The following is a 12978-nucleotide window of genomic DNA, read 5'->3' as shown; positions in this document are numbered from 1 at the left end:
ACACCGCTATCGCAGGCAAGCCAGCTCCCACATTTGGATTGCGTTATTTCAGGTGGCGGGTGAGAAAACTGAAGTACTCATCGCGAATCTGCGAAATTTCATTGGCCAAGTGATGCCGACCCCGCTTGAGCATCAACACCTCAGGCTGGTCGAACTTACCCCGCAACACCTGCAAATTGTGCTGCCAGTCCACCGTCATATCTTCCTCACCCTGCACGATCACCGGGCGCCGGGTGCTGCGCGGTGCGGCTTCGATGCGTTTGATCCAGCGCGCCAGCGACCCCACCCAGGCGGTAGGCAGTTGGCGAGGCTGTAGCGGGTCGGCTTCCAGGAACGGCTTGAACGCCGGGTCGTTGGAGTTATCGCTGAAACGCCGGGCGATGCCTTTGACGAACGGGCGCAGCAGGTAATAGCTGACCTGCGACCAACCCCAGGCACGCGGCCGCACCAACGGCGACAGCAGGAAGGTCTTGCCCTGGGCCGGGCTTTGCGCGCCGTGGTTGAGCAGGTGGTCTACCACAATGGCGCCGCCGGTGCTTTGCCCGAACAGGTGCCAGGGTTGCGGCAATTGCAAAGCCTTGGCCTCGACGAACAACGCCTGCACCACGCTCTGGTACACCGCAAAGTCATCGATGCTGGCGCGTGCGCCGCTGGACAAGCCATGGCCCGGCAGGTCGCAGGCGATCACCACGAAGCCCTGGTCCAACGCCCAATCCACCACATGGCGATACAGCCCCATGTGATCGTAGAAACCGTGGAACAGGAACATGGTCGCCACCGGTGCCGGCGGCCACCAGACCTGGGCCACCACCTCAAACCCATCCACCTCAAAACGCCCCAGGCGGCTCACCGCCGGCACCTGGCGTGCGGCCAGGTCGAGCCCGTAGAAACGCTGGTAAACCCTCGCCTCGGCTGACAGCGGCTGCGCATCCAGCAGCGGGCGCAAGCTTTCGCGCAAATGATCAGGGTCAAAGGTGACGGGCATAAAAGCTTCCAGACTTGCGGTGAAGATGAATATCGAGCTGCGATATTCATCTGTCAGGACAAGCATGGCAAGCTACGCGACCTGTGAGGATACATCCAATGCGACCGCCGTACCGTAACGCCCTGTTCGCCAGCCTGATCCTGGTTATCTGCGCGGGCGTGCTGTGGGCGGCCTATGACTGGTTCCAGGGCCGCTACCTGCGCGCCTTCAGCGAACACACCGCGGTATTTTCCGGCGATGCGCTGCAACTGCCCGCCGCCCTCAGCGGCCCTGGCCCGATTCGTCTGGTGCACTTCTGGGACCCGGCCTGCCCGTGCAATGTCGGTAACCAGCAACACCTGGGCGAGTTGATCGAGCAGTACGCGCCCCAGGGGGTGGAGTTCTATGCCCTGCAAAAACCCGGCAGTCACGGCCAGTTGCCCGAAAACCTGCGCCACCTGAAAGTCCTTGATGCCCTGCCCGGCGCCGACCAGATCCCCGCCAGCCCGGCCGTGGGCATTTGGGATCGCACCGGCAAGCTGGCGTATTTCGGCCCCTACAGCGAAGGTCTGACCTGCAACGCCAGCAACAGTTTTATCGAGCCAATTCTCAAGGCCCTTGGAACCGGACGCGAAGTGAATGCCACTCACACCCTCGCGGTAGGCTGCTATTGTTCGTGGCCTAAGGATCTGTAGTCCGTCCACTCTCGTAAGGAATGTTCATGAAGCGCGCCCTGCAGGTTTTTGCGGTGCTGATTGTGCTGGTCGCCCTGGGCGCCGGTTGGTACGTCTACAGCAAACAACCCACGCGCCAGGGCACGGTGACGCTGGCGCACCTGCAAGGCTCGGTCACGGTGCGCTACGACGACCGTGGCGTACCGCATATCCGCGCCGAAAACGAAGCCGACCTGTACCGCGCCCTGGGCTATGTGCATGCCCAGGACCGCCTGTTCCAGATGGAAATCATGCGGCGCCTGGCTCGTGGCGAACTGGCCGAGGTGCTGGGCCCCAAGCTGCTGGAAACCGATAAGCTGTTTCGCAGCCTGCGCATTCGCGAGCGTGCCTTAAGCTATGTGGAGCACATGGACCCAGATTCAGCCTCGTTCAAGGCCCTGCAAGCCTACCTGGACGGGATCAACCAATATCAGGACAGCCACGCCAGCCCCATGGAGTTCGATGTATTGGGCATCACCAAGCGCCCATTTACCGCCGAAGACAGCATCAGCGTCGCCGGCTACATGGCCTACAGCTTTGCCGCAGCCTTTCGCACCGAGCCGGTGCTGACCTATGTGCGCGACCGGCTGGGCAGCGACTACTTGAAGGTCTTCGATCTCGACTGGCAACCCAAGGGCGCCCTCAACCTGGCGGCCAGCGATTGGCAGACCCTTGGCGCTATCGCCGCCCTGAGCGAACAAGCCCTGGCCGACAACGGCCTGCCGCAGTTCGAAGGCAGCAATGCCTGGGCCGTCAGCGGCAGCCGTACCCAAAGCGGCAAGCCGTTGCTGGCGGGTGATCCGCATATCCGTTTTTCGGTGCCTTCGGTCTGGTACGAGGCGCAGTTGTCAGCGCCAGGCTTCGAGCTATACGGCTACCACAACGCGCTGATACCGGCGGCGTTCCTGGGGCACAACCAGGACTTCGGCTGGAGCCTGACCATGTTCCAGAACGACGACCTCGACCTGGTCGCCGAGAAGGTCAACCCAGACAACCCCAACCAGGTCTGGTATCACGGCCAATGGGTAGACATGAGCAGCAGCGAGCAGCAGATCCAGGTCAAGGGCCAGGCCCCGGTGACCCTCACCCTGCGCCGCTCGCCCCACGGCCCGATCATCAACGACGTGCTCGGTGAGAACGCCGGCAGCACACCGATTGCCATGTGGTGGGCGTTCCTCGACAGCGAAAACCCGATCCTCGACGGTTTCTATCAGCTCAACCGTGCCGATACCCTGGCCAAGGCGCGTGCCGCGGCCGCGAAGGTCTCGGCGCCGGGCCTGAACATCGTGTGGGCCAATGCCAAAGGCGATATCGGCTGGTGGGCGGCGGCGCAGTTGCCGATCCGCCCGGCTGGCGTCAACCCGGCGTTCGTCCTCGACGGCAGTACTGCCCAGGCCGACAAGCTGGGTTTCTACCCCTTCAATGCCAACCCCCAGGAAGAAAACCCACCGCGCGGCTACGTAGTGTCCGCCAATGCCCAGCCGGCATCGCCCACCGGCATGCCGATCCCCGGCTATTACAACCTGGCTGACCGTGGCCAGCAGTTGAACGCGCAGTTGAGCGACACAAGCGTTAAGTGGGATGTGACGAACAGCCAGGCCCTGCAACTGGGCACCACCACCGCCTACGGCCCGCGCCTGCTGGCGCCGCTGTTGCCGGTGCTGCGCGAGGTGGTCAAGGACCCGGCGCAACTCAAATTGGTGGAACAGCTTGCCAGCTGGAAAGGTGATTACCCGCTGGACTCCACCAGTGCCACGCTGTTCAACCAGTTGCTGTTCAACCTCAGCGACGCGACCTTTCATCCCAAACTCGGCGATGCCTTGTTCAAGACCTTGCTCGGCACCCGCGTGATCGACGCCGCATTGCCCCGCCTGGCCGCATCGGCAGACTCGCCCTGGTGGAACGGCAACCGCGCCGATACCGTCAAGCTCGCCTGGGACAACAGCCTGGCCCACCTCAAGGCGACGTTCGGCGATGACCCGGCGCAGTGGCAGTGGGGCAAGGCGCACACCTTGACCCACGGCCACCCGCTGGGTCTGCAAAAGCCGCTGGATAAAATTTTCAACGTCGGCCCGTTCCCGGCGCCGGGCAGCCACGAAGTACCAAACAACCAGACCGCCCCGATTGGCCCGGCGCCATGGCCGGTAACCTACGGCCCGTCGACACGACGCCTGATCGACTTCGCCGACCCGGCCCACGCCCTCACCATCAACCCGGTGGGGCAAAGCGGTGTGCCCTTTGATACGCACTATGGCGACCAGGCGCAGAGCTATATCGAGGGCAGGTATGAGCAGGCGCACTTCAGTGACGAGGAAGTGACGGCCAATACCCGCGGCACCTTGAAACTGCTGCCCGCCCGATAACGACTGACCTTGCCTGTAGGAGCGAGCTTGCTCGCGAAAAACGTCAACGATAACGCGTGCTTCCTGAATAAACGCGGCGCCTGTGAGTTTTTCGCGAGCAAGCTCGCTCCTACAGGCATTAGCGGCTAGCCTGCTCGCATGCGCCCTGGTGCTTGGCCGTAGGTGTCCTTGAATTTCTTGCTGAACGCCGCCTGGGACTGATAACCCACCTGGGCGGCGATGTCGATCAGGCTCAGGCGTGACTGGCGCAGCAGGTTGAACGCCCTCTCCATGCGCAATTGGGTGAGCAACACCCAGGGCGATACGCCTGCCACTTTGACGAACGCACGCATAAAGGTGGCGCGGGACATGCTGGCCGCCAACGCCAGGCTGTCGATAGTCCACTCATGCCCAGGTTCGGCCAGCATGGCTTGCCAGGCCTTGCTCAAGCGCTTGTCAGCGAGCAAGGCAAAGGTACCCGCCACCGGCGCCTGGTCGCTCAGCCAACTGCGCAGGATCAAGGTGAACAGGGCCGACGACAGCGCATTGATAAACGAACGGGCACCCAACTGCTGCCCGTCCGCTTCACTGCGCAGCAATGCAATCAACGCCGCCAATTGCCCATCGCCCTGCCACTGGCGACTGGACACCACCAGGTAGTCCGGCAACGCATCGAACAACAGCGACTGGCGATTGTAGTGAAAGCTGCCACACAGCATATCCACATCCGGCTGTTCGCCGCCCAGACGGTGCACGGTCAGCGCCCCACCTTCAATAACGCGAGGCTGCATCGGGCGGATGCGCGCGCCCTGGCTGCGCAGCAAGTGGGTACCGCCACCGGGCATCAGCAGGATATCGCCCTCCTCCAACGTTACACACTGCCCGCCAGACAACTCGGCGCGGCAGGTGCCGCTGAGCACGATGTGATAAGGCGCCACGCCGAGGTTTTCCGGCGCGTGGTCCAACGCCCAGTCCCCTTGGAACTGGCAACGCAAATCCAGGCTGCCGCGCAGGTTGGCCAGCGCGATAAGGGTGTCGATGGCATTCATTTGCGAGTATCGGTCAAAAAGATGAGCGGATTGAACAATAGCCCCAGCCCTGAACGGCACAGACTGGCTTCACACCCAACCTGTTCAGGAGTTACTGCAATGTTCAATAACTGGTCCGACTTGCTGCCTACCGTAAAGAAAGCCTTTGGCTCACTGGGCAAGAGCAACCCGAAGATGGTCAAAGCCTACATGGCGCTGGGGGAAGCTGCCGAGGAAAACAATGTACTCGACGCCAAGACCCGTGAACTGATTTCCATCGCCGTGGCGATCACCACCCGCTGCGACGGTTGCATCGGCGTACATGCCGATGCCGCCATCAAGGCCGGGGCAACCCGCGAAGAAGTAGCGGCCACGCTGGCCACCGCGATCTCGCTGAATGCAGGCGCGGCCTACATCTACTCGTTGCGCGCCCTTGAAGCCTACGACACGCTCAAACCGGCGCCGCAAAGTTAAGCCTGAACTGTTGCGGCGTGACGCCCAGCCGGCGGTTGAACACACTGCGCATGTGCTGGGCGTCGCGAAAGCCGCATTGATAGGCCACGGTTTTAAGCGGTGCGTGGCTGCTTTCAAGCATCACCCGCGCCGCATCCACACGCGCCCTCTCGACAAATTCCGCTGGCGTAATCCGCGCCTCACGGGCAAACACCCGGGAAAAATTGCGCGCACTCATATTGGCCGCCTTGGCCAGGTCGGCAATGGTGAGGTCTCCCGTCAGGTTGGCCAACACGTACAGCTGCACCAGCGCCACCGCCGAGGTGGTTTCGGCATGGGGCGTGAGGAACGGGCTGAACTGCGATTGCCCGCCCGAGCGCTGGGTGAACACCACCAGGCGCTTGGCCACGCTCAGGGCGACTTCCGGGCCGTGATCCTGGGCCACCAGGTACAACGACAGGTCGATACCTGCCGTAACCCCGGCGGAGGTGTAGAGCTTGCCGTCCTGCACATAGAGGCGGTCGGCTTCGACCTGGGCCGAGGGGCACAGGCGCGCCAGGCTGGCGGCATCGTTCCAATGGGTAGTGACGGTCTTGCCGTCCAGCAGGCCCGCGCGAGCCAGCATGAAGGCGCCGTTGCAGATCGAGCCGAAGCGCTGCGCCTTCGCGGCGGCAGTGCGCAGCCAGGCGTCAAACTCGGGGCCGAAATCTTCGAAGGGTAACTGCGGGCCACCAGCGACCAGCAGCAGGTCATAGGGTTGCCGAGCTTCGCTGTAGTGCTTGTGCGCCTGCAATGACAAACCGTTGGAGGCCGCCATGGCGCCGTGGCCGAAGCCGACTACCTCCAGCCGATAGTGATCCTCGGGCGCCAGGAAGCGGTTGGCCTCGCAGAACACATCCATCGGCCCGGTCACGTCCAGCGACTGGACACCGGGGAAGATCAGGATGGCGACGGTTTTGCCCATGGTCACAAACACCTTTTCCAACTGAATAAACACCAACCCCTGTGGGAGCTGGCTTGCCTGCGATGCAGACGCCTCGGTACCTCAGGTACACCGAGGTGATGCTATCGCAGGCAAGCCAGCTCCCACAGGGGATCGCCTATAGGCTTGGCGCGATGTGGCGGCACATTGGCCGGGATCGCCTCCCTGTGGCGATAGCCGCTTAAGGGTCTTGGGACCAGACTGGAATCTTTCCAGAGGAGATCCACCATGAGCACCACCATAGCCGGTATCCAGATTCCTGACAGCGCCCTGGCCAGGGCCACCACCGAATACATCCGTGACGTCGAGTCCGACCTGCTCTACCACCATTCGCGCCGGGTCTTCCTGTTCGGCGCCTTGAGCGGTGAGCGCAAGCAGTTGGCCTACAACCCGGAGTTGCTCTACGTCGGCGCAATGTTCCATGACCTGGGCCTGGTGGAAGGCCACCGCAGTGACGACGAGCGTTTCGAAGTGGACGGCGCCAACGCCGCCGCCGCGTTCCTCAAGCCTTATGGGTTGAGCGATGACGATATCGAACAAGTGTGGCTGTCCATTGCCCTGCACACCACGCCGGGCGTGCCGAAACACCTGCGCCCCACGGTGGCGCTGGTGACAGCTGGTGTGGAGATGGACGTACTGGGCATGGACTACTCCGCCTTCAGCAGCGTGCAGCGCGAAGCGGTGGTGCATGCGCATCCACGGGGTGAAGGGTTCAAGGAATGCATTATCTGCGCGTTCGCCGACGGCTTGCGCCATCGCCCGCAGACCACGTTTGGCAATGTTAAGACCGATGTGCTGGCGGACCAGGAGCCTGGGTTCAAGCCGATGAATTTTGTGCAGGTGATCCGCACGTCGCCGTGGGCCGCCTAATCAGCCTGAAATGCAATCAAATGTGGGAGCTGGCTTGCCTGCGATGGCGGTGGGTCAGCACCTTATCAGTGACTGATACACCGCCATCGCAGGCAAGCCAGCTCCCACATTTTCACCCTGTTCCGGCAGTTAGACCGGTGCAGGCGCCCGGCGCTTGTCCGGCTGTTGCCAGCCATCCGCCGCAGCTTCTTCAATCGCTTGCTGGATGGCCTTCTTGCGATGCTCTTCGGCCCGACGGCTGAAGAACCACACCAGGAAGGTCACCAGCGACACCGCCAACAGAATCAAGCTCGCCACGGCGTTGATCTCGGGTTTAACCCCAAGGCGCACCGCCGAGAACACTTCCATCGGCAAGGTGGTGGAACCTGGGCCCGACACGAAGCTGGCCAGTACCAGGTCGTCCAGGGACAGCGCGAACGACATCATCCCGCCCGCCGCCAGCGACGGCGCGATCATCGGGATGGTGATCAGGAAGAACACCTTCCACGGCCGTGCGCCCAAGTCCATCGCTGCTTCTTCAATCGACAGGTCCAGCTCACGCAAACGCGCCGACACCACCACCGCCACATACGCCGCACAGAAGGTGGTGTGGGCGATCCAGATGGTGACGATGCCGCGCTCCTGGGGCCAGCCGATCATCTGCGCCATGGCCACGAACAGCAGCAACAGCGACAGACCGGTGATCACTTCCGGCATCACCAACGGCGCCGTCACCAGGCCACCGAACAGCGTGCGGCCCTTGAACTGGCTGATGCGCGTCAGCACGAAGGCTGCCAGGGTACCCAACGCCACCGCCGCCACCGCCGTATAACAGGCGATTTCCAGGGAGCGGGCTACCGAGCCCATCAACTGGGTGTTGTCCAACAGGCCCACGTACCACTTGATCGACCAACCGCCCCACACTGTCACCAGCTTGGATTCGTTGAACGAGTAGATCACCAGGATCAACATCGGCAGGTAGATGAACAACAAACCTGCGACCAGCATGAAGCTGGAGAAACGAAAGCGCTTCATATCTTGCCCTCCAGCTCTTTGGCTTGGCTGCGGTTGAACAGGATGATCGGCACGATCAGGATCGCCAGCATCACCACCGCCAGGGCAGACGCCACCGGCCAGTCACGGTTGTTGAAGAACTCTTGCCACAACACCTTACCGATCATCAGGGTTTCCGGGCCGCCGAGCAGTTCAGGAATCACGAACTCGCCCACCACCGGGATAAACACCAGCATGCAACCGGCGATGATGCCGTTCTTGGACAGCGGCACGGTGATTTTCCAGAAGCTGTTGAAGGTGCTCGACCCCAGGTCGGAGGCAGCTTCCAGCAGGCTCTGGTCGTGCTTCACCAGGTTGGCGTACAACGGCAGGATCATGAACGGCAGGTACGAATAGACCACGCCGATGTACACCGCGATGTTGGTGTTGAGGATCTGCAGCGGCTCGTTGATCAAGCCCATGGACATCAAAAAGCCGTTGAGCAGGCCGTTGTTGCTGAGGATGCCCATCCACGCATACACCCGGATCAGGATCGCGGTCCAGGTGGGCATCATGATCAGCAGCACCAGCACGGTCTGCATCTCTTTGCGCGCGGTAGCAATGGCGTAGGCCATCGGGTAGCCGATCAGCAGGCACAGCAGCGTGCTGAAAAACGCCATCTTCAACGAGCCCAGGTAGGCGGCGATGTACAACTCGTCGCCCGCCAGCAAGCTGTAGTTGGCCAGGTTCAGCACCACCTCCAGCTTTTGCTCAACGTAGGTATAGATCTCGGTATAGGGCGGGATCGCCACATCGGCTTCGGCAAAGCTGATTTTCAGCACGATGAAAAACGGCAGTGCGAAAAACAGGAACAGCCAGAGGAAGGGAATCCCGATGACCACCTGCTTGCCATTGGGCACGATGCGATCCAAGCGCCGCTTGAATTTCTTCATGTTCATGAGCGAAGTACCACGCCGCTGTCGTCTTCCCACCATACGTAAACCTGGTCACCCCAGGTTGGGCGCTGGCCACGGCGCTCGGCGTTGGCGACGAAGGACTGCACCAGCTTGCCGCTCGGCAGCTCCACGTAGAACACCGAGTGGCCGCCGAGGTAGGCGATGTCGTGCACCTTGCCGCTGGACCAGTTGTGCTCGCAGGTCGGCATTTCGGTGGTCACCAGCAGCTTTTCCGGGCGGATGGCGTAGGTCACCGACTTGTCTTCCACCGAGGTGGCGATGCCGTAGCCCACGTAGATGTCGCGGTCCAGGTCCGGGCACTTGAGCACCGCGTGGCCTTCGGCGTCGTCCACCACTTGGGTGTCGAAGATGTTGACGTTGCCAATGAACTCGCACACCAGGCGGCTGGTGGGAGTTTCGTAGATATCGATGGGGCTGCCGATCTGGGCGATCCAGCCCAGGTGCATGATTGCGATGCGTTCGGCCATGGTCATGGCCTCTTCCTGGTCGTGGGTCACCATCACGCAGGTCACCCCAACGCGCTCGATGATCTCCACCAACTCCAGTTGCATCTGCGAGCGCAGCTTCTTGTCCAGCGCGCCCATCGGCTCATCGAGCAGCAACAGTTTCGGGCGCTTGGCCAACGAGCGGGCCAACGCCACACGCTGGCGCTGGCCGCCGGACAATTGGTGCGGCTTGCGCTTGGCGTACTGGCTCATCTGCACCAGCTTGAGCATCTCGGCCACGCGTGCATCGACTTCAGCCTTGGGGATCTTGTCCTGTTGCAGGCCGAAGGCGATGTTCTGCGCCACGGTCATGTGCGGGAACAAGGCGTAGGACTGGAACATCATGTTGATCGGCCGCTCGTAGGGCGGCATGTCGGTGATGTCCACACCGTCGAGGTAGATGCGACCTTCGGTTGGGCGCTCGAAACCTGCCAGCATACGCAGCAAGGTGGATTTGCCCGAACCCGAACCGCCGAGCAAGGCGAAGATCTCGCCTTTCTTGATTTCCAGGGACACATCGTCCACGGCAATCGTCTCGTCGAACTTCTTCGTGACCCGGTCGATTTTGACCAGCACCTTTTTCGGTGTCTGGTCGCCCTCGAGGGCTTTCTTATAGGCGCCGGAGGCAACTGCCATTTACGAAACTCCCAAAAAAAACTGTGCAGCCAGCCCAATGCGGGCCAGCCTTGGATAGTTTGAGCCTTACTTGCCCGTCTTGACCTTGGTCCAGCTACGGGTCATTAAACGCTGCACTTTCGGGGGTAGCTCAAAGTTGACGAATGTCCGCTCGAGAACCGCCTGCGGTGGGTAAACCGCTGCGTCAGTGCGTATCGATTGCTCCATCAGTTTGTCCGCCCCTGGGTTAGGGTTGGCGTAACCGACTTGATCGCTGACCTGAGCGATCACCTCAGGCTGCAGCAAATAGTTGATGAAGGCGTGAGCTTCCTTGACGTTGCTGGCATCCTTGGGAATCGCCAGCACGTCGAACCACAGGTTGCCGCCTTCTTTTGGAATCGTGTAGGCGATGTTCACGCCTTTGCCCGCCTCTGCTGCGCGAGCCTTGGCCTGGAACACATCGCCAGAGAAACCGGCCGCCACGCAGATGTTGCCGTTGGCCAGGTCCGAGATGTATTTGGAGGAATGGAAGTAGGTCACGTAGGGCCGCACTTTCAGCAGTTTTTCCTCGGCTTCCTTGTAGTCGGCCGGGTTGGTGCTGTTGGGGTCCAGGCCCATGTAGTTGAGTACCGCCGGCAGCATTTCATCGGCCGAGTCCATGAACGACACGCCGCAAGTGGCCAACTTCTTCATGTTTTCCGGTTCGAACAACACGGCCCAGGAGTCGATTTTGTCGACACCCAGCACTTCTTTGACCTTGTCGACGTTGTAGCCAATGCCGTTGGTGCCCCACAGGTACGGCACCGCGTACTGGTTGCCCGGGTCGTTCTTTTCCAGGCGTTTGAGCAGTACCGGGTCGAGGTTGGCGTAGTGGGTCAGCAATGACTTGTCGAGCTTCTGGAACGCTCCAGCCTTGATCTGCTTGCCCAGGAAATGGTTGGACGGCACCACGACGTCGTAGCCAGTACGCCCGGCGAGCAACTTGCCTTCCAGGGTTTCGTTGGAATCAAACACGTCATACACGGGCTTGATACCGCTGGCCTTTTCGAAGTTGACCAGGGTGTCGGGGCCGATGTAGTCCGACCAGTTATAAATATGCACCGTCGGTGCGGCCTGTACGCTGGCAGCCAGCGTGATACCTGCACCCACCAGCATGGCTTTGCGAAATAAAGAAATTGGCAAGTGGAGGTCCTCTTGAATAGTTGGGGCCTTGAAGTTGTTGCCCGGCAACAAAACCGGCGCGCAACTTACCGTCGATAAACCGATCCGGCAAAACTTTCTGTCATTTATTTTCTGTACGGCTGCCGCTGTTTGTAGGAGCGAGGCGGGCGGCTAGCCCTTGCTCGCGAAGAACTCACAGGCAACGCGGGCGACCAGAGGCGCTGCGTTATCGTTGACGATTCTCGCGAGCAAGCTCGCTCCTACAGGTTTCTGCGTTATTTACCGGATTTGATCTTGGTCCAGCTACGGGTCATTTCACGCTGAGTGGCGGCCGGCAAGTCCGCAATTGCGTAGAGCTTGGCCTGCACATCAGCGGACGGGTAGATGCCCGGATCGCTGGTGATGTCTTTGTCCACCAATGCGGTGGCCTTCTCGTTACCGTTGGGGAAACGCACGCTGTTGGTGATGCTCGCCATCACTTCCGGCTTGAGCAGGTAGTTCATGAATGCATAGGCAGCGTCGACGTTTTCAGCATCTTTAGGGATGGCAACCATGTCGAAGAAACTGCCGGCACCTTCTTTCGGAATGTCGTAGGCCACCTTGACCTTGCCACCGGCTTCAGCCGCACGGGACTTGGCCTGTTGGATGTCACCCGAGTAACCCACGGCCACGCAGATGTTGCCGTTGGCCAGGTCGGAGATGTACTTGGAGGAGTGGAAGTAGCCGATCGACGGGCGGATCTTCAGGAACAGGTCTTCAGCCTGCTTGAGATCAGCCTTCTTCTGAGTGTCGGTCGGCAAGCCCAGGTAATGCAGGGCTACCGGCAGCATTTCGGTCGGCGAATCGAGGAAGCTTACGCCGCAGCTTTTCAGCTTGGCGATGTTTTCCGGCTTCATCAGCACGTCCCACGAGTCGATCTTGTCCACGCCCAGCGCGGCCTTGACCTTCTCCGGGTTGTAGCCGATGCCGATCGAACCCCACATGTAAGGGAAGGCGTGCTTGTTGTCCGGGTCGCTGACCGACACGGCTTTGAGCAGGGATGCGTTCAGGTTGCCGTAGGCAGGCAGCTTGGATCTGTCCAGCTCCTGATAGACACCGGCCTTGATCTGCTTGGCGAGGAAGTTGTTCGACGGCACAACGATGTCGTAGCCGGACTTGCCTGCCAGCAACTTGGCTTCCAGGGTCTCGTTGCTGTCAAAAACGTCGTACACCACTTTGATGCCCGACTCTTTTTCAAAGTTGGCGATGGTGTCCGGCGCAATGTAGTCGGACCAGTTATAGACGTGCAGCACTTTGCTGTCTGCCTGGGCCGCGCCCGCCATTGCGCCCATCAGCGACAAGGCGAGGAGGGTCTTGCCAGCGTTCTTCAAACCTAATGCCTTCATTTGGTGATGCTCCAATTTTTTCTTTTTTTTT

General features: G+C 60.9%; 12 protein-coding genes. 4 read left to right on the top strand and 8 right to left on the bottom strand.

The genetic code is table 11. The features are described from left to right. Positions 1 to 43: 43 nt before the first annotated feature. Positions 44 to 985: an alpha/beta hydrolase gene (locus DK871_RS13530; protein WP_161905399.1), complete on the bottom strand. Its 942-nt coding sequence runs from the start codon at positions 983 to 985 to the stop codon at positions 44 to 46. A 98-nt stretch (positions 986 to 1083) separates the two neighbouring features. On the opposite strand from DK871_RS13530, the gene DK871_RS13525 reads away from it, so the two are divergent. Together DK871_RS13525 and DK871_RS13520 are read left to right on the top strand one after the other, a co-directional pair. Beyond that, a complete protein-coding gene (locus tag DK871_RS13525) occupies positions 1084 to 1659 on the top strand; it encodes a DUF6436 domain-containing protein (protein WP_116666653.1) in 576 nt (191 codons plus the stop codon). Between the two features lie 26 nt (positions 1660 to 1685). Further along, positions 1686 to 4040: a penicillin acylase family protein gene (locus DK871_RS13520; RefSeq protein ID WP_161905398.1), complete on the top strand. Its 2355-nt coding sequence runs from the start codon at positions 1686 to 1688 to the stop codon at positions 4038 to 4040. A 125-nt stretch (positions 4041 to 4165) separates the two neighbouring features. Here the strand turns inward: DK871_RS13520 and DK871_RS13515 are convergent, their stop codons facing one another. Next, positions 4166 to 5068 (bottom strand): AraC family transcriptional regulator, encoded by a 903-nt coding sequence (locus DK871_RS13515; protein WP_161905397.1) that lies wholly within the window; start codon positions 5066 to 5068, stop codon positions 4166 to 4168. A gap of 99 nt (positions 5069 to 5167) precedes the next feature. On the opposite strand from DK871_RS13515, the gene DK871_RS13510 reads away from it, so the two are divergent. Next, positions 5168 to 5521 (top strand): carboxymuconolactone decarboxylase family protein, encoded by a 354-nt coding sequence (locus DK871_RS13510; RefSeq protein WP_034128991.1) that lies wholly within the window; start codon positions 5168 to 5170, stop codon positions 5519 to 5521. Here the strand turns inward: DK871_RS13510 and DK871_RS13505 are convergent. Continuing rightward, positions 5499 to 6464, bottom strand: coding sequence for a GlxA family transcriptional regulator (locus tag DK871_RS13505; protein WP_161905396.1), 966 nt, complete (start codon positions 6462 to 6464; stop codon positions 5499 to 5501). The genes DK871_RS13510 and DK871_RS13505 overlap by 23 nt on opposite strands. Before the next feature lie 246 nt (positions 6465 to 6710). Between DK871_RS13505 and DK871_RS13500 the strand changes: the two genes are divergently transcribed. Then, positions 6711 to 7352 carry an HD domain-containing protein gene (locus tag DK871_RS13500; protein WP_161905395.1) on the top strand — a complete coding sequence of 214 codons (642 nt, stop codon included), beginning with the start codon at positions 6711 to 6713 and terminating at the stop codon, positions 7350 to 7352. Positions 7353 to 7481: 129 nt separating this feature from the next. Here DK871_RS13500 and DK871_RS13495 read toward each other — a convergent pair whose 3' ends face one another. The 5 genes from DK871_RS13495 to DK871_RS13475 all read right to left on the bottom strand — a co-directional run bounded on the left by DK871_RS13495 (position 7482) and on the right by DK871_RS13475 (position 12932). Continuing rightward, the gene (locus DK871_RS13495) at positions 7482 to 8366 is read right to left on the bottom strand and encodes an ABC transporter permease subunit (protein ID WP_003195236.1); all 885 of its coding nucleotides are present in this window, start codon (positions 8364 to 8366) and stop codon (positions 7482 to 7484) included. Beyond that, on the bottom strand, positions 8363 to 9283 hold the full coding sequence (locus DK871_RS13490; RefSeq protein ID WP_003195238.1) for an ABC transporter permease subunit: 921 nt from the start codon (positions 9281 to 9283) through the stop codon (positions 8363 to 8365). The genes DK871_RS13495 and DK871_RS13490 overlap by 4 nt, the downstream gene beginning before the upstream one ends. Then, the gene (locus tag DK871_RS13485) at positions 9280 to 10422 is read right to left on the bottom strand and encodes an ABC transporter ATP-binding protein (RefSeq protein ID WP_003195240.1); all 1143 of its coding nucleotides are present in this window, start codon (positions 10420 to 10422) and stop codon (positions 9280 to 9282) included. Before DK871_RS13485 ends, DK871_RS13490 begins: the two co-directional genes overlap by 4 nt. Positions 10423 to 10488: 66 nt before the next feature. After that, entirely contained in the window at positions 10489 to 11583 is a 1095-nt protein-coding gene (locus tag DK871_RS13480) for a polyamine ABC transporter substrate-binding protein (RefSeq protein WP_161905394.1), read from the bottom strand. Positions 11584 to 11837: 254 nt separating this feature from the next. Next, the gene (locus DK871_RS13475) at positions 11838 to 12932 is read right to left on the bottom strand and encodes a polyamine ABC transporter substrate-binding protein (protein WP_161905434.1); all 1095 of its coding nucleotides are present in this window, start codon (positions 12930 to 12932) and stop codon (positions 11838 to 11840) included. Positions 12933 to 12978 lie beyond the last annotated feature (46 nt).

The sequence above is a fragment of the Pseudomonas sp. L13 genome (genome assembly GCF_009935965.1).
Classification (GTDB): Bacteria; Pseudomonadota; Gammaproteobacteria; order Pseudomonadales; family Pseudomonadaceae; genus Aquipseudomonas; species Aquipseudomonas lactis.
The sequence above is the reverse complement of the archived record's forward strand: the minus strand, read 5'-3'. Positions and strand labels throughout refer to the sequence as shown.

Excerpts from the sequence above, each read along its gene's own strand:
- DK871_RS13530 (WP_161905399.1), bottom strand. The coding sequence starts at position 985 with ATGCCCGTCACCTTTGACCCTGATCATTTGCGCGAAAGCTTGCGCCCG.
- DK871_RS13525 (WP_116666653.1), top strand. The coding sequence starts at position 1,084 with ATGCGACCGCCGTACCGTAACGCCCTGTTCGCCAGCCTGATCCTGGTT.
- DK871_RS13520 (WP_161905398.1), top strand. The coding sequence starts at position 1,686 with ATGAAGCGCGCCCTGCAGGTTTTTGCGGTGCTGATTGTGCTGGTCGCC.
- DK871_RS13515 (WP_161905397.1), bottom strand. The coding sequence starts at position 5,068 with ATGAATGCCATCGACACCCTTATCGCGCTGGCCAACCTGCGCGGCAGC.
- DK871_RS13510 (WP_034128991.1), top strand. The coding sequence starts at position 5,168 with ATGTTCAATAACTGGTCCGACTTGCTGCCTACCGTAAAGAAAGCCTTT.
- DK871_RS13505 (WP_161905396.1), bottom strand. The coding sequence starts at position 6,464 with ATGGGCAAAACCGTCGCCATCCTGATCTTCCCCGGTGTCCAGTCGCTG.
- DK871_RS13500 (WP_161905395.1), top strand. The coding sequence starts at position 6,711 with ATGAGCACCACCATAGCCGGTATCCAGATTCCTGACAGCGCCCTGGCC.
- DK871_RS13495 (WP_003195236.1), bottom strand. The coding sequence starts at position 8,366 with ATGAAGCGCTTTCGTTTCTCCAGCTTCATGCTGGTCGCAGGTTTGTTG.
- DK871_RS13490 (WP_003195238.1), bottom strand. The coding sequence starts at position 9,283 with ATGAACATGAAGAAATTCAAGCGGCGCTTGGATCGCATCGTGCCCAAT.
- DK871_RS13485 (WP_003195240.1), bottom strand. The coding sequence starts at position 10,422 with ATGGCAGTTGCCTCCGGCGCCTATAAGAAAGCCCTCGAGGGCGACCAG.